Source organism: Stenotrophomonas sp. PAMC25021 (genome assembly GCF_004795795.1).
Lineage (GTDB): Bacteria > Pseudomonadota > Gammaproteobacteria > Xanthomonadales > Xanthomonadaceae > Stenotrophomonas > Stenotrophomonas muris.
Genome location: NZ_CP039255.1, coordinates 970,564 through 990,088, shown reverse-complemented (window position 1 = coordinate 990,088; position 19,525 = coordinate 970,564). Strand labels below are relative to the sequence as shown.

At 68.2% G+C, this 19,525-nt stretch carries 25 protein-coding genes; 6 read left to right on the top strand and 19 right to left on the bottom strand.

The window, feature by feature from the left end:
- Positions 1-18: 18 nt before the first annotated feature.
- The 9 genes from hprK to E5790_RS04715 form a co-directional block, all read right to left on the bottom strand.
- Positions 19-969 (bottom strand): HPr(Ser) kinase/phosphatase, encoded by a 951-nt coding sequence (hprK, locus tag E5790_RS04755; RefSeq protein WP_005408388.1) that lies wholly within the window; start codon positions 967-969, stop codon positions 19-21.
- Positions 966-1,418, bottom strand: a complete 453-nt coding sequence (locus E5790_RS04750) for a PTS sugar transporter subunit IIA (protein WP_032130191.1) — start codon at positions 1,416-1,418, stop codon at positions 966-968. The genes hprK and E5790_RS04750 overlap by 4 nt, the downstream gene beginning before the upstream one ends.
- Before the next feature lie 21 nt (positions 1,419-1,439).
- Complete coding sequence (raiA, locus tag E5790_RS04745) at positions 1,440-1,757, bottom strand: ribosome-associated translation inhibitor RaiA (protein ID WP_005415556.1); 318 nt, start codon at positions 1,755-1,757, stop codon at positions 1,440-1,442.
- Positions 1,758-1,815: 58 nt separating this feature from the next.
- Positions 1,816-3,237 carry an RNA polymerase factor sigma-54 gene (locus tag E5790_RS04740; protein ID WP_014646233.1) on the bottom strand — a complete coding sequence of 474 codons (1,422 nt, stop codon included), beginning with the start codon at positions 3,235-3,237 and terminating at the stop codon, positions 1,816-1,818.
- 40 nt (positions 3,238-3,277) lie between these two features.
- Positions 3,278-3,997, bottom strand: coding sequence for an LPS export ABC transporter ATP-binding protein (gene lptB / locus E5790_RS04735; RefSeq protein ID WP_005415558.1), 720 nt, complete (start codon positions 3,995-3,997; stop codon positions 3,278-3,280).
- Positions 3,997-4,563 (bottom strand): lipopolysaccharide transport periplasmic protein LptA, encoded by a 567-nt coding sequence (lptA, locus tag E5790_RS04730; protein ID WP_032959333.1) that lies wholly within the window; start codon positions 4,561-4,563, stop codon positions 3,997-3,999. The genes lptB and lptA overlap by 1 nt, the downstream gene beginning before the upstream one ends.
- Positions 4,564-4,664: 101 nt before the next feature.
- Positions 4,665-5,240: an LPS export ABC transporter periplasmic protein LptC gene (lptC, locus tag E5790_RS04725; RefSeq protein ID WP_014646235.1), complete on the bottom strand. Its 576-nt coding sequence runs from the start codon at positions 5,238-5,240 to the stop codon at positions 4,665-4,667.
- The gene (locus E5790_RS04720; protein ID WP_014036245.1) at positions 5,237-5,785 is read right to left on the bottom strand and encodes an HAD hydrolase family protein; all 549 of its coding nucleotides are present in this window, start codon (positions 5,783-5,785) and stop codon (positions 5,237-5,239) included. Before E5790_RS04720 ends, lptC begins: the two co-directional genes overlap by 4 nt.
- A gap of 67 nt (positions 5,786-5,852) precedes the next feature.
- A complete protein-coding gene (locus E5790_RS04715) occupies positions 5,853-6,854 on the bottom strand; it encodes a KpsF/GutQ family sugar-phosphate isomerase (RefSeq protein ID WP_136191705.1) in 1,002 nt (333 codons plus the stop codon).
- Positions 6,855-6,908: 54 nt separating this feature from the next.
- Here E5790_RS04715 and E5790_RS04710 point away from each other — a divergent pair, with 54 nt between their 5' ends.
- From E5790_RS04710 to E5790_RS04700, 3 genes are read left to right on the top strand one after another with little or no spacing between them, the layout of a single operon-like run.
- Positions 6,909-7,139, top strand: coding sequence for a BolA family protein (locus E5790_RS04710; protein WP_005408396.1), 231 nt, complete (start codon positions 6,909-6,911; stop codon positions 7,137-7,139).
- 21 nt (positions 7,140-7,160) lie between these two features.
- The gene (murA, locus tag E5790_RS04705; RefSeq protein WP_014646237.1) at positions 7,161-8,432 is read left to right on the top strand and encodes a UDP-N-acetylglucosamine 1-carboxyvinyltransferase; all 1,272 of its coding nucleotides are present in this window, start codon (positions 7,161-7,163) and stop codon (positions 8,430-8,432) included.
- Positions 8,429-8,746, top strand: coding sequence for a hypothetical protein (locus tag E5790_RS04700; RefSeq protein WP_032957609.1), 318 nt, complete (start codon positions 8,429-8,431; stop codon positions 8,744-8,746). The genes murA and E5790_RS04700 overlap by 4 nt, the downstream gene beginning before the upstream one ends.
- 88 nt (positions 8,747-8,834) lie before the next feature.
- Here the strand turns inward: E5790_RS04700 and E5790_RS04695 are convergent, their stop codons facing one another.
- From E5790_RS04695 to purM, 7 genes are all read right to left on the bottom strand, one after another.
- Complete coding sequence (locus tag E5790_RS04695; protein ID WP_014036249.1) at positions 8,835-9,518, bottom strand: DUF3108 domain-containing protein; 684 nt, start codon at positions 9,516-9,518, stop codon at positions 8,835-8,837.
- Positions 9,519-9,520: 2 nt separating this feature from the next.
- Positions 9,521-10,354 (bottom strand): DUF3108 domain-containing protein, encoded by an 834-nt coding sequence (locus E5790_RS04690; RefSeq protein ID WP_049441054.1) that lies wholly within the window; start codon positions 10,352-10,354, stop codon positions 9,521-9,523.
- Between the two features lie 68 nt (positions 10,355-10,422).
- Positions 10,423-11,082 (bottom strand): phosphoribosylglycinamide formyltransferase, encoded by a 660-nt coding sequence (purN, locus tag E5790_RS04685; protein ID WP_014646240.1) that lies wholly within the window; start codon positions 11,080-11,082, stop codon positions 10,423-10,425.
- The gene (locus tag E5790_RS04680) at positions 11,079-11,741 is read right to left on the bottom strand and encodes a DUF2238 domain-containing protein (RefSeq protein ID WP_136191704.1); all 663 of its coding nucleotides are present in this window, start codon (positions 11,739-11,741) and stop codon (positions 11,079-11,081) included. Before E5790_RS04680 ends, purN begins: the two co-directional genes overlap by 4 nt.
- Positions 11,742-11,782: 41 nt before the next feature.
- A complete protein-coding gene (locus E5790_RS04675) occupies positions 11,783-12,205 on the bottom strand; it encodes a hypothetical protein (RefSeq protein WP_014646242.1) in 423 nt (140 codons plus the stop codon).
- Entirely contained in the window at positions 12,202-12,690 is a 489-nt protein-coding gene (locus tag E5790_RS04670) for a hypothetical protein (protein ID WP_136191703.1), read from the bottom strand. Before E5790_RS04670 ends, E5790_RS04675 begins: the two co-directional genes overlap by 4 nt.
- Positions 12,691-12,711: 21 nt before the next feature.
- Positions 12,712-13,770, bottom strand: a complete 1,059-nt coding sequence (gene purM, locus E5790_RS04665) for a phosphoribosylformylglycinamidine cyclo-ligase (RefSeq protein ID WP_014646244.1) — start codon at positions 13,768-13,770, stop codon at positions 12,712-12,714.
- A gap of 99 nt (positions 13,771-13,869) precedes the next feature.
- On the opposite strand from purM, the gene E5790_RS04660 reads away from it, so the two are divergent.
- Genes E5790_RS04660 through hda form a run of 3 tightly spaced genes read left to right on the top strand, consistent with a single transcriptional unit; the run spans position 13,870 to position 16,882 of the window.
- A complete protein-coding gene (locus E5790_RS04660; protein WP_014646245.1) occupies positions 13,870-15,009 on the top strand; it encodes a DUF2066 domain-containing protein in 1,140 nt (379 codons plus the stop codon).
- A complete protein-coding gene (locus E5790_RS04655) occupies positions 15,006-16,175 on the top strand; it encodes an AI-2E family transporter (protein ID WP_014646246.1) in 1,170 nt (389 codons plus the stop codon). The genes E5790_RS04660 and E5790_RS04655 overlap by 4 nt, the downstream gene beginning before the upstream one ends.
- Positions 16,175-16,882, top strand: coding sequence for a DnaA regulatory inactivator Hda (gene hda, locus E5790_RS04650; RefSeq protein WP_014646247.1), 708 nt, complete (start codon positions 16,175-16,177; stop codon positions 16,880-16,882). The genes E5790_RS04655 and hda overlap by 1 nt, the downstream gene beginning before the upstream one ends.
- A gap of 549 nt (positions 16,883-17,431) precedes the next feature.
- Here hda and murU read toward each other — a convergent pair.
- From murU to E5790_RS04635, 3 genes are all read right to left on the bottom strand, one after another.
- A complete protein-coding gene (gene murU, locus E5790_RS04645; protein ID WP_111205813.1) occupies positions 17,432-18,142 on the bottom strand; it encodes an N-acetylmuramate alpha-1-phosphate uridylyltransferase MurU in 711 nt (236 codons plus the stop codon).
- Positions 18,139-19,164, bottom strand: coding sequence for a phosphotransferase (locus tag E5790_RS04640; protein WP_111205814.1), 1,026 nt, complete (start codon positions 19,162-19,164; stop codon positions 18,139-18,141). Before E5790_RS04640 ends, murU begins: the two co-directional genes overlap by 4 nt.
- Before the next feature lie 64 nt (positions 19,165-19,228).
- On the bottom strand, positions 19,229-19,498 hold the full coding sequence (locus E5790_RS04635; protein WP_005415577.1) for a GlsB/YeaQ/YmgE family stress response membrane protein: 270 nt from the start codon (positions 19,496-19,498) through the stop codon (positions 19,229-19,231).
- Positions 19,499-19,525: the final 27 nt, after the last annotated feature.

Here is a 19,525-nt window from a genome sequence, read left to right as displayed (position 1 = left end):
CTTCGAGGGGCAGGGGAATCAGGGTGTTCGCCGTTCCAGCAGATTGCTGTGGCGGGCGATGAACATCGCTGCCGGATCAATGCCCTTGGTGCGCAGGATGTGCAGGCGGGTGGCGGCTTCGGTCAGCACGGCCAGGTTGCGGCCGGGCATCACCGGCAGGGTGATCAGCGGAACGTCGAGGTCCAGCACATGGCGGGTGCCCGAGTCGCCGGTCAGGCGCTCGTAGCCATGCGGGGTGGGTTCGGTCATCGGCTTGGTCAGATGGACGATCAGCCGAAGGTACTTGTTCTTCTTTACAGCCGTGTCGCCGAACATCTCGCGCACATTCAGCACGCCCAGGCCGCGCACTTCCAGCAGGTCCTGCAGCAGTTCGGGGCAGGTGCCGTCGAGCACGTCCGGGGCGATCTGGGTGAATTCGGGCGCATCGTCGGCTACCAGCCGATGGCCGCGGCTTAGCAGCTCCAGCGCCAGCTCGCTCTTGCCCGACCCGGCCTCACCGGTGATCAGCACGCCGATGGAATAGATCTCCATGAACACGCCATGCAGGATCACCCGCGGCGCCAGCGTGCGCGCCAGGTGGTAGGACAGGTGGTTGAGCAGTTCGTGGCCGCGCTTGGGCGACAGCCACAGCGGTGTGCCGGATTCATCGGCGGCCGCGCGCAGGTCTTCCGGGCACGCCTGGTTGCGGGTCAGCACCAGCGCCAGCGGATGCGACTGCATGATCTTCTCGATGGTCTCCCAACGCTGGCGGGGTTCCAGCGCGTCCAGCCAGGACAGTTCCTCGGTGCCCAGGATCTGCACCTTGTTGGGATAGATCGCATTGAGGTAGCCGGCCAGCGACGGACGCCGCGAGACCGTGTTGCCGGCCTCCAGCTCGCGTTTCTCACCGGATTTGCCAGCGGCCCAGCGCAGCCCCAGCCGCTCGCGCTGCTGTTCGAACAGTTCACGGGCGGTGATGCTGGTATTCATGCGGCACTCGCAGGTGGGGTCATGTCCAGCGCCTCGCGCAGCGCCCGGGCATCGCCGGCTTCGCGCAGGGCCTGGCGGATGTCCGGTGCGGAAAACAGCTCGGCCAGCTCGGACAGCAGCATCAGGTGCTGGTGGGTGTAGTGGGCGGGGACGGCCATCGCGAACACCAGGTCCACCGGTTCGTCGCCGCCGAAATCGACCGGGGTCGCCAGTCGCAGCAGGGCGCCACGGGGGCGGTCCAGGGTCGGCGCGCGGCCGTGGGGGATGGCGATGCCGTGGCCGATCGCGGTGCTGCCCAGGGCTTCGCGCTGGCACAGGTTCAGATAGATCTGTTCGGCGTTGGCCTGGCGGCAGGCCAGCAACCCGGCGGCGGCCTGCAGGACGCTGTCACGGTCGGTGGCCGTGCAGAGCTGGGTCTGCACGGCCGCCAGGAGGTCAGTCAGGGGCATGTCTGCGGGGAACGGTGGCGATCAGCCACCATTGTCGCCCACCGGCAGCGGTGCGTGCTGCTGTTTTTTCTCCTTGTGCTTGATGACCAGGCGGTCAAGCTTGTCCGCAAGCAGGTCGATCGCGGCATACATGGTCTGGCCGCCGGCCTCGGCGTGCAGGGTCTGCCCCGGAATGTTGAGGCTGGCGTCGACGTGGTGTTCGGTCTTCTGCAGCTTGAGGGTCACCCGCGCTTCGCAGTGCTGGTCGAAGTGTTTTCCGATCCGGGCCAGCTTCTCCTCTACATAGGACTGCAGGGCCGGGGTGACTTCGACGTCTTTGCCAAACGTTTCGATGCGCATCGGGTTTCTCCTGTGTTCGGATGTGCCAATGAACCTCTCCGCCGGGCGCGGCGGCGCGTCAAGCGATTCTGACCCTTTCGTGCGAGGCGGAAATGTTCATGGCTTCACGATACTTCGCCACGGTGCGTCGCGCTACTGGAATTCCCGACGATTTGAGCAGGTCAGCCAGCTTGGCGTCAGAAAGCGGCTTGCGCGGGTTCTCGTCGTCGATCAGGCGGCGGATCATCGCCTGGATGGCCGTGCTGGACGCCTCGCCACCGCCTTCGGTATCGATACCCGAGGCGAAGAAGGCGCGCAGCGGCAGGGTGCCGCGCGGCGTGCGCACGTGCTTGCGGGCGATCGCGCGCGACACCGTGGATTCGTGCAGGCCCAGCTCGGCGGCGATCTCGCGCAGGGTCAGCGGGCGCAGCGCCTGCTCGCCGAATTCGAGGAAGCCGGCCTGTTGCAGGATCAGGCTGCGCACCACCCGCAGCAGGGTTTCGCCGCGCTGCTGCAGGCCCTTCAGCAGCCAGCGCGCCTCCTGCAGCTGGCCGCGCAGGTAGCCGGCGTCGGCCTCGCCACAGCGGCGGATCAGCTGTTCGTAGCCACGGTGGATCACCACCTTCGGCCCGGCATGGGCCGCCAGCGCTGCGCGCCAGATGCCGTTCTGCCGCCACACCACCACGTCGGGCACCACATAGGTGTCCTGCGACAGCGGCGCGATCTGCGTGCCCGGACGCGGGTCCAGCGAGCGCAGCAGCGCGACCGCCGTCTCGACCTCGTCCAGCGGCTGTTTCAGTTCATGCGCCAGCCCGGAGACGCCACTGCGCGGCAGCCGTTCCAGCGGGCCTGCGGCAATCTGTCGCGCCAGCGCCAGCCCCGGGGTGTCGGCAGGCAACACGTCCAGCTGCAGCTGCAGGCACTCGCCGAGCGTGCGCGCGGCAACGCCGACCGGGTCGAAACGCTGGATGCGATGCAGCACCGCGAGGATTTCATCCTCACCGGCATGGACCGCCGGCAGCAGGGTTTCGGCGATGGTGGCCAGCGGTTCGCGCAGGTAACCATCGTCGTCCAGGGCATCGATCAGTGCAGCGCCGATGCTGCGGTCATGCGTGGAAAGATGCGACAGGTGCAGCTGCCACAGCAGGTGGTCGGCCAGCGTTTCGGTTTCCGCCACGCGCTCGGCGGCACTGCCGGTGTCATCGTCATCGTCGAAGCTGCCACCACTGCCGGCGGCACTCCAGTCGAGTTCGGCCGGCGCCCAGTCGTCGCCGTTGTCGGTGCGTTCGGCGGGCGCGTCGGCATCGGTGCTGTCGCTGGCCTCATTGGCGGCACTGCTGTCGTTGCTGTCGGCCCAGTCCAGCAGCGGATTGCTCTCCACGGCCTGGGCGATTTCAAGCTCCAGCTCGGTCGTGGACATCTGCAGCAGCTTGATCGCCTGCTGCAGCTGGGGCGTGAGCACCAGCTGTTGTCCCAACGATGTCTGCAGCCGAGTCTTCATGCCTGTGCCGAACGGAAGGAAAGGGACCCGGCGCCTGCGGTCACAGCTTGAAGGAATCCCCAAGGTAGACGCGACGTACGTCGGCGTTGTCCAGGATCGCCTCCGGCGAGCCCTGGGCCAGCACGGTGCCCTCGGCGAGGATATACGCGCGGTCGCAGATTCCCAAGGTCTCGCGCACGTTGTGGTCGGTGATCAGCACGCCGATGCCACGCTGCTTGAGATGGGTGACGATGCGCTGGATTTCACCCACCGAGATCGGGTCGACACCGGCAAACGGTTCGTCGAGCAGGATCAGGCGCGGCTGCGCGGCCAGTGCGCGGGCGATCTCGCAGCGACGACGTTCGCCACCGGACAGGCTGGCGCCGAGCTGGTCGGCCACATGGCCCAGCTGCAATTCGTCGAGCAGGCTGTTCAATTCGCGTTCGCGGCCGGCCGAATCCAGGTCTTCGCGAAGCTCCAGTACCAGGCGGAGGTTGTCGGCCACCGTCAGCTTGCGGAACACCGACGGCTCCTGCGGCAGGTAGCCCACGCCCTGCTTGGCACGGGTGTACATCGGATCGCTGGTGATGTCCTTGCCGTCGAGCACGATGCTGCCGGCATCGGCGGCGACCAGGCCGACGATCATGTAGAAGCAGGTGGTCTTGCCGGCACCGTTGGGGCCGAGCAGGCCCACCACTTCACCGGCGTCGAGGGTCAGCCCGAAGTCCTTCACGACTTCGCGCTGCTTGTAGCGCTTGCGCAGGCCCTTGGCGACGAGCATTACTTCTTGCTCCCGGCCGGCTTGGCCGACGTGCTGGCCGGCGCCGCCGCCTTGGGCGTGGCCGCCGGCTGTGCCGCCGCGTTCTTGTTCTTCGGCGGAATGACGGTGCGCACGCGGCTGCCATCGCCACCGGAATTCATTTCGCCGCTACGGGTGTTGTAGACCATGCGCTGGCCGGCATTGGTGCCGCGCGCGCTGGTGACCTTGTAGTTGCCGGTCAGGGTGATGATCTCGGTCTTGATGTCGTAGTCGATGCGATCAGCCACCGCGTCCATCCAGGTGCCATCGTCGAGCTGCTGCTTCATCGTGGCCTGCTTGCCGGTGAACACCGCACGCACGGCCTCGCCGTCCTTCAGGTAGATCTCGGCTTCGGACGAGCGGATGTCCAGCGAGCCCTGGGTGACGGTCACGCCCTGCGAGAGCACGGTCTTGCCATCGCCGGTGAGCACGCCCGACTGCGCGCCGGAGTCGATGTTCATGTTCTCGTTGCGGTCGGTGGACTTGGCAAAGGCAGCGCTGGGAACAAGGAGACCGAGCGCGAGTACGGCTGCAAAGGGAATCTTCATCGGGGTCCGTTCTACCGGTGGGGCCGCCCGGGAAACCGGGGGCGGATGGGTGGGCTGCCTGCCTTGCGCCTGTCCGGGGACGTCGCAGGAGGGCGGCGGAATCAGCGTCGGGGCGTGTAACGGCCCTTGGACTGGCTGAGGAAATGATACGTGTTGTTCTTCGAATCCACCTCGAAGCCAACGCCGGACTGTTCCATGCCGGGGCGGGTCATGGTGACCAGCGCATCGGTGCGGGCACGGTTCTCCTTCGGGAACACGTCCAGGTGGTCGGTGCGGAAGGTGGTCGGCACCACGCCCGGATCGGCCGGGCTGTCGCCGGCGACATTGCCGCGCAGCTTCATCTGGTCGCCCTTGGCGCTGAGCCAGCCCGTCTCGGCACGCAGGGTCCAGTGCTTGCCATCCTTGTCCGGCATCTCGAACAGCGGCGTGGCGATGTTGATGGTCTGGTCGCCACGCTGGCGCTCCAGCAACGGTGCGCGCAGGGTGGTCGATTCCTTGCCGTGCTCATCCAGGGCGACGACCTGGAAGTCGTGCAGGACGTAGTCCACGCCGACATCCTGGCCGGCAGTGGCCGGACCCTTGTCGCGGTTGCGCAGGGCCGCCCAGCTGCTGAGCAGGGCCGCCAGCAGCAGGCCGATGCCGAGCAGGGTGCGCCAGTTCAGGCTCGGCAGGTTCATGCGCCGAACCTCGCCAGGACCGCGTCCACATGTCCCTGCGCGGCCAGCAGGATGTCACACAGCTCACGGGCTGCACCACGTCCGCCATCGGCGCGGGTCTGCCAATGCACGCGCTCGGCGATCCACGGGTGCGCGTTGGCCGGCGCCACCGCCAGGCCGACCGCGCCCAGCGGTGCCAGGTCAGGCAGGTCGTCGCCCATGAAGGCCACCTGCTCCAGGCCGATGCCGTGCTGCGCACACAGCGCCTGCACGCTGGCCAGCTTGTCGCCCACGGCGATCTGGGTATCGATGCCGAGGTCGGCGCCGCGCCTGAGCGCGGACTGGCTGTTGCGCGCGGTGATCAGCACGGGGTGGATGCCGTGCTGCTGCAGCAGTTTCAGGCCCAGGCCATCCTGCACGAAGTACGCCTTGCTCTCGTTGCCGTCCTTGTCGTAGTACAGCCGACCGTCGGTGAGGGTGCCGTCCACGTCGAAGCAGGCCAGGCGGACGCGGGCCGCGGCGGCATGCAGGTGGGCGGGGAAGGCGGGCAGGGGGGACCAGGGCATCAGGGTGGCAGGCTCGGTGGATTCGGGTTGGGACGGTACAGACTGAATGGGGTCTACGGACTGTCGGTTAAACCACCCGGGCCCGCAACAGGTCATGAATGTTCAGGGCACCGACCGCCCGGCCCTGGTCGTCGACCACGATCAGGCCCGTGATCTTGTGGGTCTCCATCAGCCGGGCAGCCTCCACCGCCAGCTGGTCGGCGCCGATGGTACGTGGGTTGCGGGTCATCACATCGGCGATCTTCGCGGCGCGCACGTCCAGCGCGCTGTCCAGCGCCCGGCGCAGGTCACCGTCGGTGAACAGACCGATCAGCACACCGTCGGCATCGACCACGGCGGTCATGCCCAGCCGCTTGCGGCTCATTTCGACCAGCGCCTCGCTGAGGCTGGCGTCGGCCCCCACGCTGGGCAGGTCCTCCCCGGTGTGCATGACGTCGGTGATATGCAGCAGCAGGCGGCGGCCGAGGCTGCCGGCCGGGTGCGAGCGGGCGAAATCGTCGGCGGTGAAGCCGCGTGCGTCGAGCAGGGCCACGGCCAGCGCATCGCCCATCGCCAGCGAGGCGGTGGTGCTGGAGGTCGGCGCCAGCGCCAGCGGGCAGGCCTCGGCCGGCACGCTGACGTCCAGGTGGATATCGGCGGCGGTGGCCAGGCTGGACTGCGGGCGGCCGGTCATGGAAATCAGCACGTTGCCCTGGCGCTTGAGCACCGGCAGCAGCATCAGCACTTCGTCCGATTCGCCCGAATAGGACAGGGCCAGCACCACGTCGGCCTCGGTGATCATGCCCAGGTCACCATGGCCGGCTTCGCCCGGATGCACGTAGAACGCGGGAGTGCCGGTGGAGGCCAGCGTAGCGGCGATCTTGCGGGCGATGTGCCCGGACTTGCCCATGCCGGTGGCGACCACCCGGCCGCGGCTGGCCAGGATCGCCTGGCAAGCCTGCTGGAAGGCCTCGCCGAGGCGGTCGGCCACGGCATCCAGCGCCTGCCGCTCGATCTCGAAGACGCGGCGGCCGCTGGCGACCAGGCCGGCAGGGTCGACGGAACGGGGGGGCAACAGGGATTCGGCCATGCGGACGCCACGCAGCGGAAGTAGAATGGAGGCACATTTTATTAGGAAAGCCCGTTGGACGCCGACACCATCCGCAACCTGATCGAAACCGGCCTGCCCGGCGCCCGCGCCGACGTGCAGGGCGACGATGGCGTGCATTTCGAAGCGACCGTGGTCTGCGAGGCCTTTGCCGGCAAGATGCCGCTGGCCCGCCACCGGATGGTCTATGCCACCCTGGGCGACCTGATGGGCGGCGCGATCCACGCGCTGGCGCTGAAAACCGTGACCCCGGCCGAAGCCGGCTGAACCGCAGAAGATCCCGAATACATGGCCAAGATCGTTGTGACCGGCGGCGCTGCGCTGCACGGTGAAGTGAGCATCTCCGGCGCCAAGAACGCCGTCCTCCCCATTCTCTGCGCGACCCTGCTGGCCGATGCGCCGGTGGAGATCACCAACGTGCCGCACCTGCACGATGTGGTCACCACGGTGAAGCTGCTGGGTGAACTGGGTGCCAAGGTCACCATCGACCAGGGCACGCTGTCGCGCGGCAGTGCGATCGTGGTCGACCCGCGTCCGGTGAACCAGCATGTTGCCCCGTACGAGCTGGTCAAGACCATGCGCGCCTCGATCCTGGTGCTGGGCCCGCTGCTGGCCCGCTTCGGCGCGGCGGAAGTGTCGCTGCCCGGCGGCTGCGCGATCGGCTCGCGTCCGGTCGACCAGCACATCAAGGGCCTGCAGGCGCTGGGCGCCGAGATCGTGGTCGAGAACGGCTTCATCAAGGCCACGGCCAAGCGCCTGAAGGGCGGCCATTTCACCTTCGACATGGTCAGCGTTACCGGCACCGAGAACGTGCTGATGGGCGCGGTGCTGGCCGAAGGCACCACCATCCTCGACAACTGTGCGATGGAACCGGAAGTGACCGATCTGGCGCATTGCCTGATCGCGCTGGGCGCGAAGATCGAAGGCCTGGGCACTGCCCGCCTGGTCATCGAAGGCGTCGAGCGCCTGTCCGGCGGCCGCCATGAAGTGCTGCCCGACCGCATCGAGACCGGTACCTTCTTGGTGGCTGCGGCGATGACCGGCGGCAAGGTCACGGTCAACCGTGCGCGCCCGAACACCATGGACGCGGTGCTGTCCAAGCTGGTCGAAGCCGGTGCGAAGATCGAGACCACCGACGACACCATCACCCTGGACATGCAGGGCAAGCGGCCGAAGGCGGTCAACCTGACCACTGCGCCGTACCCGGCGTTCCCGACCGACATGCAGGCGCAGTTCATGGCGCTCAACTGCGTGGCCGACGGCGTCGGCGTGATCAACGAAACGATCTTCGAAAACCGTTTCATGCACGTCAACGAGTTGCTGCGCCTGGGCGCGGACATCCAGGTCGAAGGCCACACCGCCATCGTGCGGGGCAGCGAGCACCTGAGTGGCGCACCGGTGATGGCCACCGACCTGCGTGCCTCGGCCTCGCTGATCCTGGCCGGCCTGATGGCCAGCGGCGAGACCACCATCGACCGCATCTACCACCTTGACCGTGGCTACGAGAACATCGAAGAGAAGCTGTCTTCGCTCGGTGCCACCATCCGGCGCGTGCCATGATCCTGCGCGGCAAGTTCAGCCCGCGTCGCAAGGCGCTGCTGGCGCTGGTGCTGATCGTGCTGGCGTGGCTGGGCTACGCCTGGTACGCCAACATCGCCATCACCCAGGGCATCGAGCAGAAGGACATGGACTGGAATGGCGATGGCACGGTCTCGCGCGACGAGATCATCGAGTCGTTCTATGCGGTTGCGGTGAATGACAGCCAGGACGGCAACCGCCATTGCCGCACCTTCGTCTGGCGCAGCACCGGCGAGCAGATCCGCGTGGACTGCCGTACCGAGTTCAAGCCGGCGGCGGCCGAAGAAAAGAAGTAAGAAAAACGCCCGCGAAAGCGGGCGTTTTCTTTTCGCGGGGCCTGGGGTCGGAGCCCATCCCCGAGGGAATGGGATCCGACCCCGGCACTCAGTTCATCGCCTTGATGGTCAGGTCCAGTGCATCGCGGTCGTTCTCCCGCTGCAGCATGCGCGCCGGCACCGGGAACTCCGGCACGATCCAGGCGATCAGCTCCTTGTTGCCGTCGGCACGCGAGACCTTGGTCGCTTCGTAGCTCTTGCCGCCCACGGTGATCGACTCCTTGCCGATCACGCGGTAGGTCATGTTCTTGATGCGGCCTTCGTCGACCATGCGATAGGTCAGCGGCTTGCCGGCGGCGAGGTCACGGGCGATCGCCAGGTTGATCAGCAGCGCGTCCATGTCACCGGATTTCAGTGCGATAGGTCCAGCGCGGTCCGGCTTGATGTCGCCGGTCCAGGTGGCCTGGTTGCTGGTCCAGTTGTAGTTGGCCTGCACGTTGCGCTTCTTCACCAGCAGCGCCGAACGGTCTTGGCTGCTGAGCGGGCGCAGCTGGCCGCGCACTTCTTCGAACACGGTGCTCTGGCTCAGGTCGGCCAGCTGGTTCTTCACCTGCAGCGTGTAGCGCCACTTGTTGGCACCCTCGCTGCTCAGCGTCATGCTGCCATTGGCCTGCATGCCCATGTAGCTGGCCAGGTAATCGGCCTTGAACGGCTGCAGGGCCATGGCCGGCAGGCTGGCCACCGACAGCGCGGCTGCAGCGATCCAGGTGAGGGGGCGGGTCAGGGTGCTCATGCTCAGACTCCTTGGTATTCGATCAGGCGCAGATCGACGCGGTCTTCGCCGTCTTCGCGTTGCAGGATGCGCACCGGGGTGGGGACACCGTTGGCGATCCAGAGGATGGTTTCGTTGTTGCCGCCGTTGGTCCGGTAGACCCGCAGCGCGTTGTAGGACAGGTCGCCGACCTCGACGTTCTCGGTCTGCGGCGCGGCCTGGTAGTCGTGCTGGCGGACCTTGCCCATGTCCACGTAGCGGTAGTGCATGGTGGCACCCGGACGGGCATCCCGCATGATCGCCAGGTTGATCAGCAGGGCGCTCTGGTCGCCCGGCTGCAGCGGAATCGGCTGCGCACGCTTCTTCTCGACGTCGCCGGTCCACTGCGCGGTACCGGCCTGCCAGTTGTACGTGCCGACCGCCTTCTTGCCCAGGAACAGGCCCTTGCGCACCGTGCTCTGGCTCAGCGGTGCATAGGCGCCGGCGCGCTCCTCGAACACCGTGCTCTGCTCGATGTTCAGGCCCAGCACGCTGGCAAAGCCGCGGCGGCCGACCACCTGCATGTCGACCCGCCACTGGTTGCCGCCGGTATGGGTGACCTGCATGCTGGCGTCGCCGGCCTCCTTGCCTTTGTAGAAGGCCTGGTAGGTGGCGCTGAACGGCTGCAGCGGCGGCGGTTCCCACGCCAAGGCCGGCAGGGCCGGGGCCGCCGCTTCGGCCGGCGGTTGCACCGCTGGCAGCGGCGCCGGAGCCGGAGCCGGCGAGGCGGCAGGCGCCTGCGCCTGGCCCCAACCCACGCCGGGAAGCACGACAAGCGACAGCAGCAGCGAAGTGGACAGCAGGGTCGTGGTCTTCATGGAAGAGAGGAGCCGCAGGAGGTGGGCAGGATGCCAGCCCCGCAGTCAGCGGGGCGTGTGCGTGGGCGTTACCGGTTCAGGTTCCCGGCGGAATCTAGGGCCAGCGGGCTAAACAGGGGGTGACCGTCCAGTTGCGGCTGGCCCTCCCGTTCAGTCAGGCGGCCGGCGCACAGCAGCTGCAGCGTGGCGATCAGCAGGGGATGCTCCACCGCCAGCACACGCGCGGCCAGGGTGTCGGCGTCATCGCCGGGCAGCACCGGTACCCGCACCTGGGCCAGCACGGCGCCGGCGTCCAGCTCGGGTACGACCAGGTGCACGCTGGCACCGTGCTCGGCATCGCCTGCATCCAGTGCCCGCGCATGCGTGTCCAGCCCCTTGTGCAGCGGCAGCAGTGACGGGTGGATGTTGACCAGGCGGCCATTGAAGCGCTGCACGAAGGCGGCGCCGAGTATGCGCATGTAGCCGGCGCAGACGATCCAGTCCGGTGCGACCGCGGCCAGTGCGTCGCCCAGTGCCTGCTCGTAGGCGGCGCGGTCCTGGAATTCCTTCGGCGCATGCGCCCAGCGCAGGTTGGCGCTGACCCGCTGCAGCGCGGCGGCGGCCGGGCGGTCGGAAAATACGCCGACGACCTCGGCGCGCAGGCGTCCCGCAGCGATGGCATCGAGGATGGCCTGCAGGTTGCTGCCGCGGCCGGAGGCAAGCACGGCAATGCGGGTGGGCGCGGTCATTGCGGGGTACTCCGGCGGATCAGCGGCCAGGTCAGCAGGCTGCCCACGGTGGCCATCAGCATGTCGGCATGGGCGTCCCACATGTCGCCCTGCTGCCCGTTGTAGGCCTCGGCGGCGTCCGGCGACAGGGCGAGCGCGATGGCCCATTCGAACCACTCGTAGACCAGGCTGGCGCACATCACCGTCATCACCGCCAGGGCGAAGGCCTGGCCGCGGCGCAGCGCCGGCCAGGCGTGACGTGCCAGCTGCAGCAGTGCCGGCGTGAAACAGACGCCGAACAGGAAGTGGATGAGGCGGTCGAAATGATTGCGCTGCCAGCCGAACGCCGCATTCGGCGACCAGCCGATCAGCGCCTGCGTCCACGCGTCGTAGGGAACGTTCGAGTACAGCCAGCGGGCGGCCACACAGTGCAGCGCGATGAAGCCGCAGATCGCGATGAAGGCACCGTTGCCCAGCCAGCCACCCCGGCGGTCGACCCACAGCAGGGCGCCCAGGCCGATCACGGTCAGCGTGCTGTGCAGCGCCTGCTCGGTGGGCCACAGCGGCTGGATCCAGCTGACCGCGAATACCGCCAGCACGGCAGCGAAGGCCAGCTTCTTGGGGCGCGAGACACGGAAGGCGCTGGGCGAAGCGGTCGTGGGGAGGGCAGGCGCGGACATGGGAAGTCGATCAGGAAAGGGCGGGGCGTCTGCCGGCAAGTTCAGACGCGGAGATGGTCGCCGCGGTCGAACAGGGCGGCCATGTCAGGCTTGGACAGGAACACCCAGGCATAGGCGGTCAGGGCCATGCCCAGCGGGCCGGCCAGCACCGCCAGCCAGGCCGCGCGCTGGCACCAGGCCAGCCCGGTGCGGCGCGACAGCAGGCGCGCGGTGTGCAGCTGCACGAAGCCCAGCGCGGCAGCCAGCGCTGAAACGACGCCGTACACGGTGGCCAGTACCGCGCCATCGTCCAGCCCGCGCGAGCTGGCAACCAGGCCGATGAAACCGAGGAAGGCCAGCGCGGCCATCCAGTGGAAAACCGCCAGCGCGTAGAACAGCACCTTCAGCGTCTGCAGGTGGCTGCCCAGCTGAAGGTGCGCCAGGGTCTGCTGCGGCAGCGGCGGCGGTGCGCCCGGGCTCGTCATGCCGCCGTGCCCGCTGTGTCGAACGCGGCCTTGACCTGCGGACGCAGCAGCGTGATCAGGCTGAGTACTCCCAGCACGGTACCGATCGGCGTGAACAGACAGGCCAGCCCGGCCACGATCAGGCACAGCAGGTAGCGGCGGCGGCGGGCCAGGCAACGGCCGGCGTAGGCCACGAACGCGCCCAGGGTGACGCCACCGAACACGATGGCACAGCCGATCACGACGAACATCCAGCCGAACACGCGCTGTTCGGCCGGCGACGAGGGCTGGCCGCCGGAGTTCATCGGCAGGTTGCCGGTGAGCGCGGTGACGCCGAGCACGATGTGGACGATGAAGATCAGCGAGAACAGCGCGATCAGGCCGCCGACCACGTAGTGCGCGATTGACAGCATGCGCAGGTGGTCGGCGTCCTGGGGGCTGAACGCCGGTACCGCCGTCGTTGGCGGCGGCACGGGGGTAGGGGGCAGCGGGGGCATTGCGTCCATGCGGGCTCCTCGGGGCCGGGTTCAGCCGATGTGGACGCGCTCGGCGCCTTCAGCAGTGACCACCTGGCCGATGGTCCAGTGGTCCAGGCCCTGCGCCTTGACCGCCTCGGACACGGCGGCGACCTGGTCGGCTGCCACGATCAGCACGAAGCCGATGCCGCAGTTGAAGGTGCGCCACATCTCGCTGTCGGCCACGGCGCCTTCCTTCTGCAGCCACTGGAACACCGGCGGCAGGGTCCAGGACGATGCCTGGATGTCCAGGCCGAGGCCGTCGGGCACCACGCGGATGATGTTCTCGGTCAGGCCGCCACCGGTGATGTGGGCCATGCCGTGGATGGCCTCGCCGTGCGACTTCAGCAGTGCCAGGATCGGCTTCACGTACAGGCGGGTCGGTGCCATCAGCGCGTCGACCAGCTTCACGCCGCCCTCCAGCTCCAGGTCGGCCGGGCGGCCGGCGCGGTCGTAGATGCGGCGCACCAGCGAGTAGCCGTTGGAGTGCGGGCCGGACGAGGCGATGCCGATCAGCACGTCGCCGGCGGCCACGCTGGCGCCGTCCTTCAGCTCGCTCTTCTCGACCGCGGCGACCGTGAAGCCGGCCAGGTCGTACTCGCCCGGGGCATACATGTCGGGCATCTCAGCGGTTTCGCCGCCGATCAGCGCGCAGCCGGCCTCGGTGCAGCCGTTGGCGATGCCGCCCACGACCGCTGCGGCGGTGTCGATGTCCAGCTTGCCGGTGGCGAAGTAGTCCAGGAAGAAAAGCGGCTCGGCACCCTGCACCAGCACGTCGTTCACGCACATGGCGACCAGGTCGATGCCGATCGTATCGTGGCGGTTCAGCTGGTGGGCCAGCTTCAGCTTGGTGCCCACACCATCGGTACCCGACACCAGCACCGGCTCGCGGTACTTGTTGGACAGGTCGAACAGGGCGCCGAAGCCGCCCAGGCCGCCCATCACTTCCGGGCGGAAGCTGCGCTTGACCAGGGGCTTGATCCGCTCGACCAGCGCGTTGCCGGCGTCGATGTCGACACCCGCGTCACGGTAGGTGAGGGGGGAAGGGGCGGAAGACGGGGTGTTGGTCACGGGCGTCGGCGCTGGCAGGGGTTGAATGAGCGATTTTAACAGGCCGCATTGGCGCAAAGGCCGTATTCGGGCAACAATTCCCCCGGATTCGTCGAGCCAATGGATGTCCTGATGCGCCGCAGCCTGATTCTGACCCTGCTCCTTGCACTGAGCCTGCCGGTGGCCACGATGGCCCAGAGCGGCCTGCGCACCGAGGGAGATGTCGCCACCGCTTCGGGGGCCTACGAGGCCGAAGTGCCCGTCAACAGCCAGGCCGAGGCCGATCGCAACGGTGCCCTGGCCCGTGCCCTGAGCGTGGTGCTGGGCAAGCTGTCCGGCGACCGCAACGTGATGTCACGCCCCGGCGTGGTGCAGGCGCTGCGCAATGCCAAGGACTACGTGGCCAGCTACGACTACAAGCAGGACCAGAGCGTGGGTGCCAGCGGCGCACCGAGCTTCCGGACCCTGCTGGTGGCCCGCTTCCGCGAGGATGACGTCGATTCGCTGGTCTCGGCGCTGGGCCTGCCGCTGTGGCCGCAGCCGCGACCGAAGCCGGTGCTGTGGCTGGCCGTCGACGACGGCAGTGGCCCGCGCCTGGTCAGCGTGCAGCAGGCCAATGCCGCCCGCCCGCTGCTGAACCGCGCCATCGAGCGGGGTTACAAGCTGGGCCTGCCCAGCGGCGGTGCTGCCGAACAGGCCCTGGCCGGTGCCATCTGGCGCCAGGACAGCGCCGCCGTGGCCCGTGCCTCCTCGCGCTACTCGCCGCCGATGCAGCTGATCGGCAAGCTTTACCGCGCCAACGGTGGCTGGCAGGCGGACTGGGTGTTCGTCGACAACGGCCGCGAACTGAACAAGTGGACCAGCAAGGACGCCAACGCCATGCGCGCGATGGCCGCCGGTGCCGACGGTGCCGCCGATGCGCTGGTCAAGCGCTATGCCAAGGCCGGCGTGGCCGTCGGCCAGGCCGGCACCTACCGCCTGGTGGTGACCGGCATCAACAGCGCCGATGACTACCTGCGGCTGGCCGCTGGCCTGCGCGAGGTGCCGGTGGTGCGCAGCGTCACCCCGCTGCACGCCTCGGCCGGCCAACTGGAGCTGAGCGTGGAGATGACCACCGGCCTGGCCGGCTTCAACCGCATGCTTGGCGACAATGGCGTGCTGGTGCCAAGCGCGCCGCTGCCGGCCCTGCCGACCCCGATCGATGACACCACCGGTGCCCCGGTGGCCGCGCCGGTCAGCAACGAGTACCGCCTGCGATGATCCTGAGCCCGGAAGCTGAAATCGCGCAGTTCCTGCGCCGGCTGAAGTACATCCTGTTCGCCGGCCTGATCGGCTGGGTGGTGTGGCTGCTGGCGCCGATCCTGACCCCGTTCGTGCTTGCACTGGCGCTGGCCTGGCTGGGTGACCCCCTGGTGGACCGCATCGAGGCCACCGGCCGCTCGCGCATGACCGGCGTGGTGCTGGTGTTCGCAGCGATGGTGCTGGTGATCGTGGCACTGCTGCTGGTGCTGGTGCCGATGATCGAGCGCCAGATCACCACCCTGATCGCGGCCGCGCCGCAGGCGCAGGCGTGGCTGATGCAGACCGGCATCCCCTGGTTCGAGCACAAGACCGGCCTGGAAGTGATGCAGTGGCTGGATCCGGACCGCCTGATCGAATGGGTGCGCAGCCATTGGCAGCAGGCCGGCGGCTTCGCCACCACGTTCATGGGCTACGTCTCGCGTTCGGGCTTTGCGATGGTGACCTGGGTGGTCAACATCCTGCTGCTGCCGATCCTGGCGTTCTACTTCCTGCGCGACTGGGACAAGCTGGTCGAGCGGGTGGCCTCGGTGATTCCGCGCAACCAGATCGGCACCATCAGCGCGCTGGCGCGTGAATCCAACGAGGTGCTGGGTGCGTTCATCCGTGGCCAGTTCCTGGTGATGCTGGCGCTGGGCGTGATCTACGCCGGTGGCCTGTCGCTGGTCGGCCTCAAGCTGGGCCTGCTGATCGGCCTGATTGCCGGCCTGATCAGCTTCATCCCGTACCTGGGCGCGACCACCGGCGTGCTGATGGCGGTGATCGCCGCGCTGGTGCAGGCGCAGGGCTTCGACCTGAAGCTGCTGATCCTGGTCGGCGTGGTGTTCACCGTGGGCCAGCTGCTGGAAAGCTACGTGCTGACCCCGCGCATCGTCGGCGACAAGATCGGCCTGCACCCGGTGGCGGTGATCTTCGCGGTGATGGCCGGCGGCCAGCTGTTCGGCTTCCTCGGCATGCTGCTGGCGCTGCCGGTAGCGGCGGTGACCAACGTGCTGCTGCGCTATGCCCACCAGCGCTATCGGCAGAGCGAACTGTACGTGGGCGAGAAGCCGGCGATCGTGCTTGATGGCGTGGTCGACGCGCCCCATATCATCGTTCCGGACGACAAGGGCCCCGACCTGAAGTGATGGGTGTGCCGCAACTGCCGCTGGCCCTGCATTACCCGCGGGACCAGCGCCTGGAGACCTTCATCGGCGCGCCGGATGGCGCGCTGGCGCAGCTGCGCGCGATCGCGGTTGGCGCCAGCCACGACTGGGTCTACCTGGAAGGTGCGGCGGGAACCGGCAAGACCCACCAGGCGCTGGCGATGTGCTCCAGCGCCGAGCAGGCCGGACGGTTGCCGACGTACGTGCCGCTGGCCAGCGCCGCCGGCCGTGTCCGTGCGGCGCTTGATGGGCTGGAAGCGCGCGAACTGGTGGCGCTGGACGGCCTGGACGAGGTTGCCGGCAACCGCGAGGATGAGATCGCGCTGTTCGATTTCCACAACCGTGCGCGCGCTGCGGGCGTGACCGTGCTGTACACGGCACAGAAGGCGCCGGGCGAACTGGGCCTGGTGCTGCCGGACCTGCGCTCGCGGCTGGGCCAGTGCGTGCGCGTGCTGCTGCAGCCGCTGGATGAGGAAGGGCGGGCGGCCGTGCTGCGCGAGCGTGCACTGCGACGCGGCCTGGCCATCGACGAAGCGGCCATCGAGTGGCTGCTGTCGCACACCGGCCGTGAGCTGGGTGGATTGATCACCCTGCTGGACTGGCTGGACCGCGAATCGCTGGCGGCGAAGCGGCGGATCACCGTGCCGTTCCTGCGCCAGGTGCTGGAAGAAGGCCGGCCTCGTTACTGAGGGATGTTGTTCGGCAGGGCTGCGCCCTGCACCCGCGGTAGTGCCGGCCGCTGGCCGGCAACGTCAACGTCAACGGCAGAAGTGGCTTCCTGAGGGGGGCGGGGTGGCTCAGGTTGCGGGGGACGGCGCAAGTACGTCCCTGTAGCCTCGGTCGCGCCATCCATGGCGCTCACGCCCCCGCAACCTGAGCCACCCCGCCTTCGACAGGTTCCCGCGGCTGTTGGTGGGTGTCGACCTTGGTCGACACCCGAGCAAGCGCAGCGAAGCGACCCGCTTTTGCTTTTCTTTCTTTCTTCCGTGGCTGGACGCGCACGGAAACTGTCAGAGGCCGGGCGGGTGGGCCATGCAGGGGCGTTGGCGCCATGGATGGCGCCATCGAGCTTACAGGGGTGAGGGCGCTTTGCTTGCGAAGCACTGCTTCGCAAGCGCCTGAACGTACAGCCGCCAGCGGCTGGGCCGGGCCCCGGAGGGGTACTTGCAGCGTCCCCTGCATGGCCCACCCGCCCGGCCAAGCACGCGATCCGCTCTACGCGACCAACCACGAGGGGCTCAGCCGTTCGCCGCCAACTCCGCATCCAGCGCGCGCAGGCGATCCACCGTGCCGACGTCGGTCCAGCGCCCGCGATGGTGCTGCCCGGTCATCAACCCCTGCCCCATGAAGTGCTTCTGCAGCGGCACCACCGAGAACTTCGGTGGCAGCCGCTCGCTGCCCGGCGCATCGCCGATCACCGCGCGCCAGTCGGCCACGATCGAAGGACGGTACACGCCGATGCCGGCATAGGTCAGGCATGGTCCTTCGCGGTCGTGGTGCAGGAACCCCTGTGCATCCAGGCGGTAGTCACCATTCGGGTGCTGAACCGGATTGTCGACCAGCACCAGGTGCGCCTGGCCCTGCGGCTCGCGCGGCAGCGTGGCGAAATCGAAATCGGTCCAGATGTCGCCGTTCACTACCAGGAACGGGGCATCGCCCAGCACCGGCAGGGCGTTGAGGATGCCGCCGCCGGTTTCCAGCGGGGTCTGCCCTTCGTACAGGAAATGCAGGCGCAGGCCCCACTGGCTGCCATCGCCAAGCGTCGCCGGGAACTGTTCGGCCAACCATGCGGTGTTGACCACCACCTCGCGCACGCCGAGTGCGGCCAGGCGTTCCAGGTGCCAGACGATCAACGGCTTGCCAGCTACTTCCAGCAGCGGCTTGGGCGTGTGCAGGGTCAAAGGGCGCATGCGCTCGCCGAGGCCGGCGGCAAAGACCAGTGCCTTCATCGGGCCACGCGCATCGGTGCACCCAGCTCGGCCAGCGCCGGCTTGATGCGGTCGTCCAGCAGCTGCTGCAGCGGTGCCAGCTCGCGGTAGCGCGGCAGCACTTCATCCAGATAGGTGATGAAGCGCGGTGCGTCGTCGAGGTAATGGCCCTTGTTGTCGCGGTAACGCAGCCGGCAGAACAGGCCCAGGATCTTCACGTGGCGCTGGATGCCCATCCAGTCGGCATCGCGCAGGAAGGTGGCGCGGTCGGGCACCGGCAGGCCGGTGTCGCGGGCGCGCTCGTGATACTGCGCCAGCCATTCGTCCACGCGTTGCAGTGGCCAGCTCAGGAAGGCGTCCTTGAACAGGCTCACCGCATCGTAGGCGATCGGGCCGCGCACCAGGTCCTGGAAATCCAGCACTGCGGGGCCATCGTCGACCGGCATCAGGTTGCGCGGCATGTAGTCGCGATGGGTCATCAGCTGGGCCTGGCCCAGCGCGTTGTCCATCAGGCGGCGATGCACCAGCTGCAGGCCTTCGATCTCGCCGCAGTCGAGTTCAAGGTTCAGGTGGCGCTGCAGGAACCATTCGTCGAACAGGCCGGCATCGCGCTGCAGCAGTGCTTCGCCGAACTGGCCGAAGTCGGCCGGCACCGGGATCGCCTGCAGGCGCAGCAGCTGCTCGATCGAACGACCGAACCATTCGTCAGCGTTGCGCTCGTCGAGGATCCTGGCCAAGGTCGGGCCGCCGAGATCTTCCAGCAGCAGGAAGCCGGCATCCAGGTCCTGCGCGAGCAGCATGGGCACGCGCAGACCGTTGTCGTGCAGCAGGCCGCGCATGCGCAGCCACGGCCGCGGATCTTCCAGCCCCGGCGGGGCGTCCATCACGATGTGGCTGCCGCGCGTGCTGGTGGCGCGCCAGTAGCTGCGCATGCCGGCGTCAACCGAAGCGCGTTCGACCACCGCGTTGGCATCATCGAGCTGGGTACGGGCCCACTGCAGGCGCTGCGCGCTGCGCTGGGGATCGGAGGCGGGTTCGGTCATGCGGGCATATCCGGGCGCGCCGGGCGCGCCAACGTCGGCAACAGGAAGGGAAGGGGGAGCGGCGTCAGCGGCGACCGCTGAACAGGCGCAGGACGGCCAGCACGGCCACCGCGCCCACCACCGCGCCGAGGAAACCGGCCGGTTCGCCGGGGGCGTACCAGCCCATGTACTGGCCGAACCAACCGGCCAGCAGGGCACCAAGGATGCCCAGCACGATGGTCAGCAGGCAGCCCATGCGGTTGTTGCCGGGCATGAAGAAACGCCCGAGCAGGCCGACGAAGAAGCCGACCAGCAGGATGTACAGCCAGCTGCTGCTGCCGAACAGACCATTCATGCGCGCGGATTCCGCTTGAGTGTGGAC

Bases quoted from the DNA above. Each gene is read 5' to 3' on its own strand.
- hprK (WP_005408388.1), bottom strand. From the start codon at position 969: ATGAATACCAGCATCACCGCCCGTGAACTGTTCGAACAGCAGCGCGAG.
- E5790_RS04670 (WP_136191703.1), bottom strand. From the start codon at position 12,690: ATGGACGCAATGCCCCCGCTGCCCCCTACCCCCGTGCCGCCGCCAACG.
- hda (WP_014646247.1), top strand. From the start codon at position 16,175: ATGGGTGTGCCGCAACTGCCGCTGGCCCTGCATTACCCGCGGGACCAG.
- E5790_RS04660 (WP_014646245.1), top strand. From the start codon at position 13,870: ATGGATGTCCTGATGCGCCGCAGCCTGATTCTGACCCTGCTCCTTGCA.
- raiA (WP_005415556.1), bottom strand. From the start codon at position 1,757: ATGCGCATCGAAACGTTTGGCAAAGACGTCGAAGTCACCCCGGCCCTG.
- E5790_RS04750 (WP_032130191.1), bottom strand. From the start codon at position 1,418: ATGCCCCTGACTGACCTCCTGGCGGCCGTGCAGACCCAGCTCTGCACG.
- lptB (WP_005415558.1), bottom strand. From the start codon at position 3,997: ATGCTCGTCGCCAAGGGCCTGCGCAAGCGCTACAAGCAGCGCGAAGTC.
- murU (WP_111205813.1), bottom strand. From the start codon at position 18,142: ATGAAGGCACTGGTCTTTGCCGCCGGCCTCGGCGAGCGCATGCGCCCT.
- E5790_RS04675 (WP_014646242.1), bottom strand. From the start codon at position 12,205: ATGACGAGCCCGGGCGCACCGCCGCCGCTGCCGCAGCAGACCCTGGCG.
- E5790_RS04715 (WP_136191705.1), bottom strand. From the start codon at position 6,854: ATGGCCGAATCCCTGTTGCCCCCCCGTTCCGTCGACCCTGCCGGCCTG.
- murA (WP_014646237.1), top strand. From the start codon at position 7,161: ATGGCCAAGATCGTTGTGACCGGCGGCGCTGCGCTGCACGGTGAAGTG.
- E5790_RS04655 (WP_014646246.1), top strand. From the start codon at position 15,006: ATGATCCTGAGCCCGGAAGCTGAAATCGCGCAGTTCCTGCGCCGGCTG.
- E5790_RS04690 (WP_049441054.1), bottom strand. From the start codon at position 10,354: ATGAAGACCACGACCCTGCTGTCCACTTCGCTGCTGCTGTCGCTTGTC.
- lptC (WP_014646235.1), bottom strand. From the start codon at position 5,240: ATGAACCTGCCGAGCCTGAACTGGCGCACCCTGCTCGGCATCGGCCTG.
- purN (WP_014646240.1), bottom strand. From the start codon at position 11,082: ATGACCGCGCCCACCCGCATTGCCGTGCTTGCCTCCGGCCGCGGCAGC.
- E5790_RS04640 (WP_111205814.1), bottom strand. From the start codon at position 19,164: ATGACCGAACCCGCCTCCGATCCCCAGCGCAGCGCGCAGCGCCTGCAG.
- lptA (WP_032959333.1), bottom strand. From the start codon at position 4,563: ATGAAGATTCCCTTTGCAGCCGTACTCGCGCTCGGTCTCCTTGTTCCC.
- E5790_RS04695 (WP_014036249.1), bottom strand. From the start codon at position 9,518: ATGAGCACCCTGACCCGCCCCCTCACCTGGATCGCTGCAGCCGCGCTG.
- E5790_RS04700 (WP_032957609.1), top strand. From the start codon at position 8,429: ATGATCCTGCGCGGCAAGTTCAGCCCGCGTCGCAAGGCGCTGCTGGCG.
- E5790_RS04720 (WP_014036245.1), bottom strand. From the start codon at position 5,785: ATGCCCTGGTCCCCCCTGCCCGCCTTCCCCGCCCACCTGCATGCCGCC.
- E5790_RS04680 (WP_136191704.1), bottom strand. From the start codon at position 11,741: ATGTCCGCGCCTGCCCTCCCCACGACCGCTTCGCCCAGCGCCTTCCGT.
- E5790_RS04740 (WP_014646233.1), bottom strand. From the start codon at position 3,237: ATGAAGACTCGGCTGCAGACATCGTTGGGACAACAGCTGGTGCTCACG.
- E5790_RS04635 (WP_005415577.1), bottom strand. From the start codon at position 19,498: ATGAATGGTCTGTTCGGCAGCAGCAGCTGGCTGTACATCCTGCTGGTC.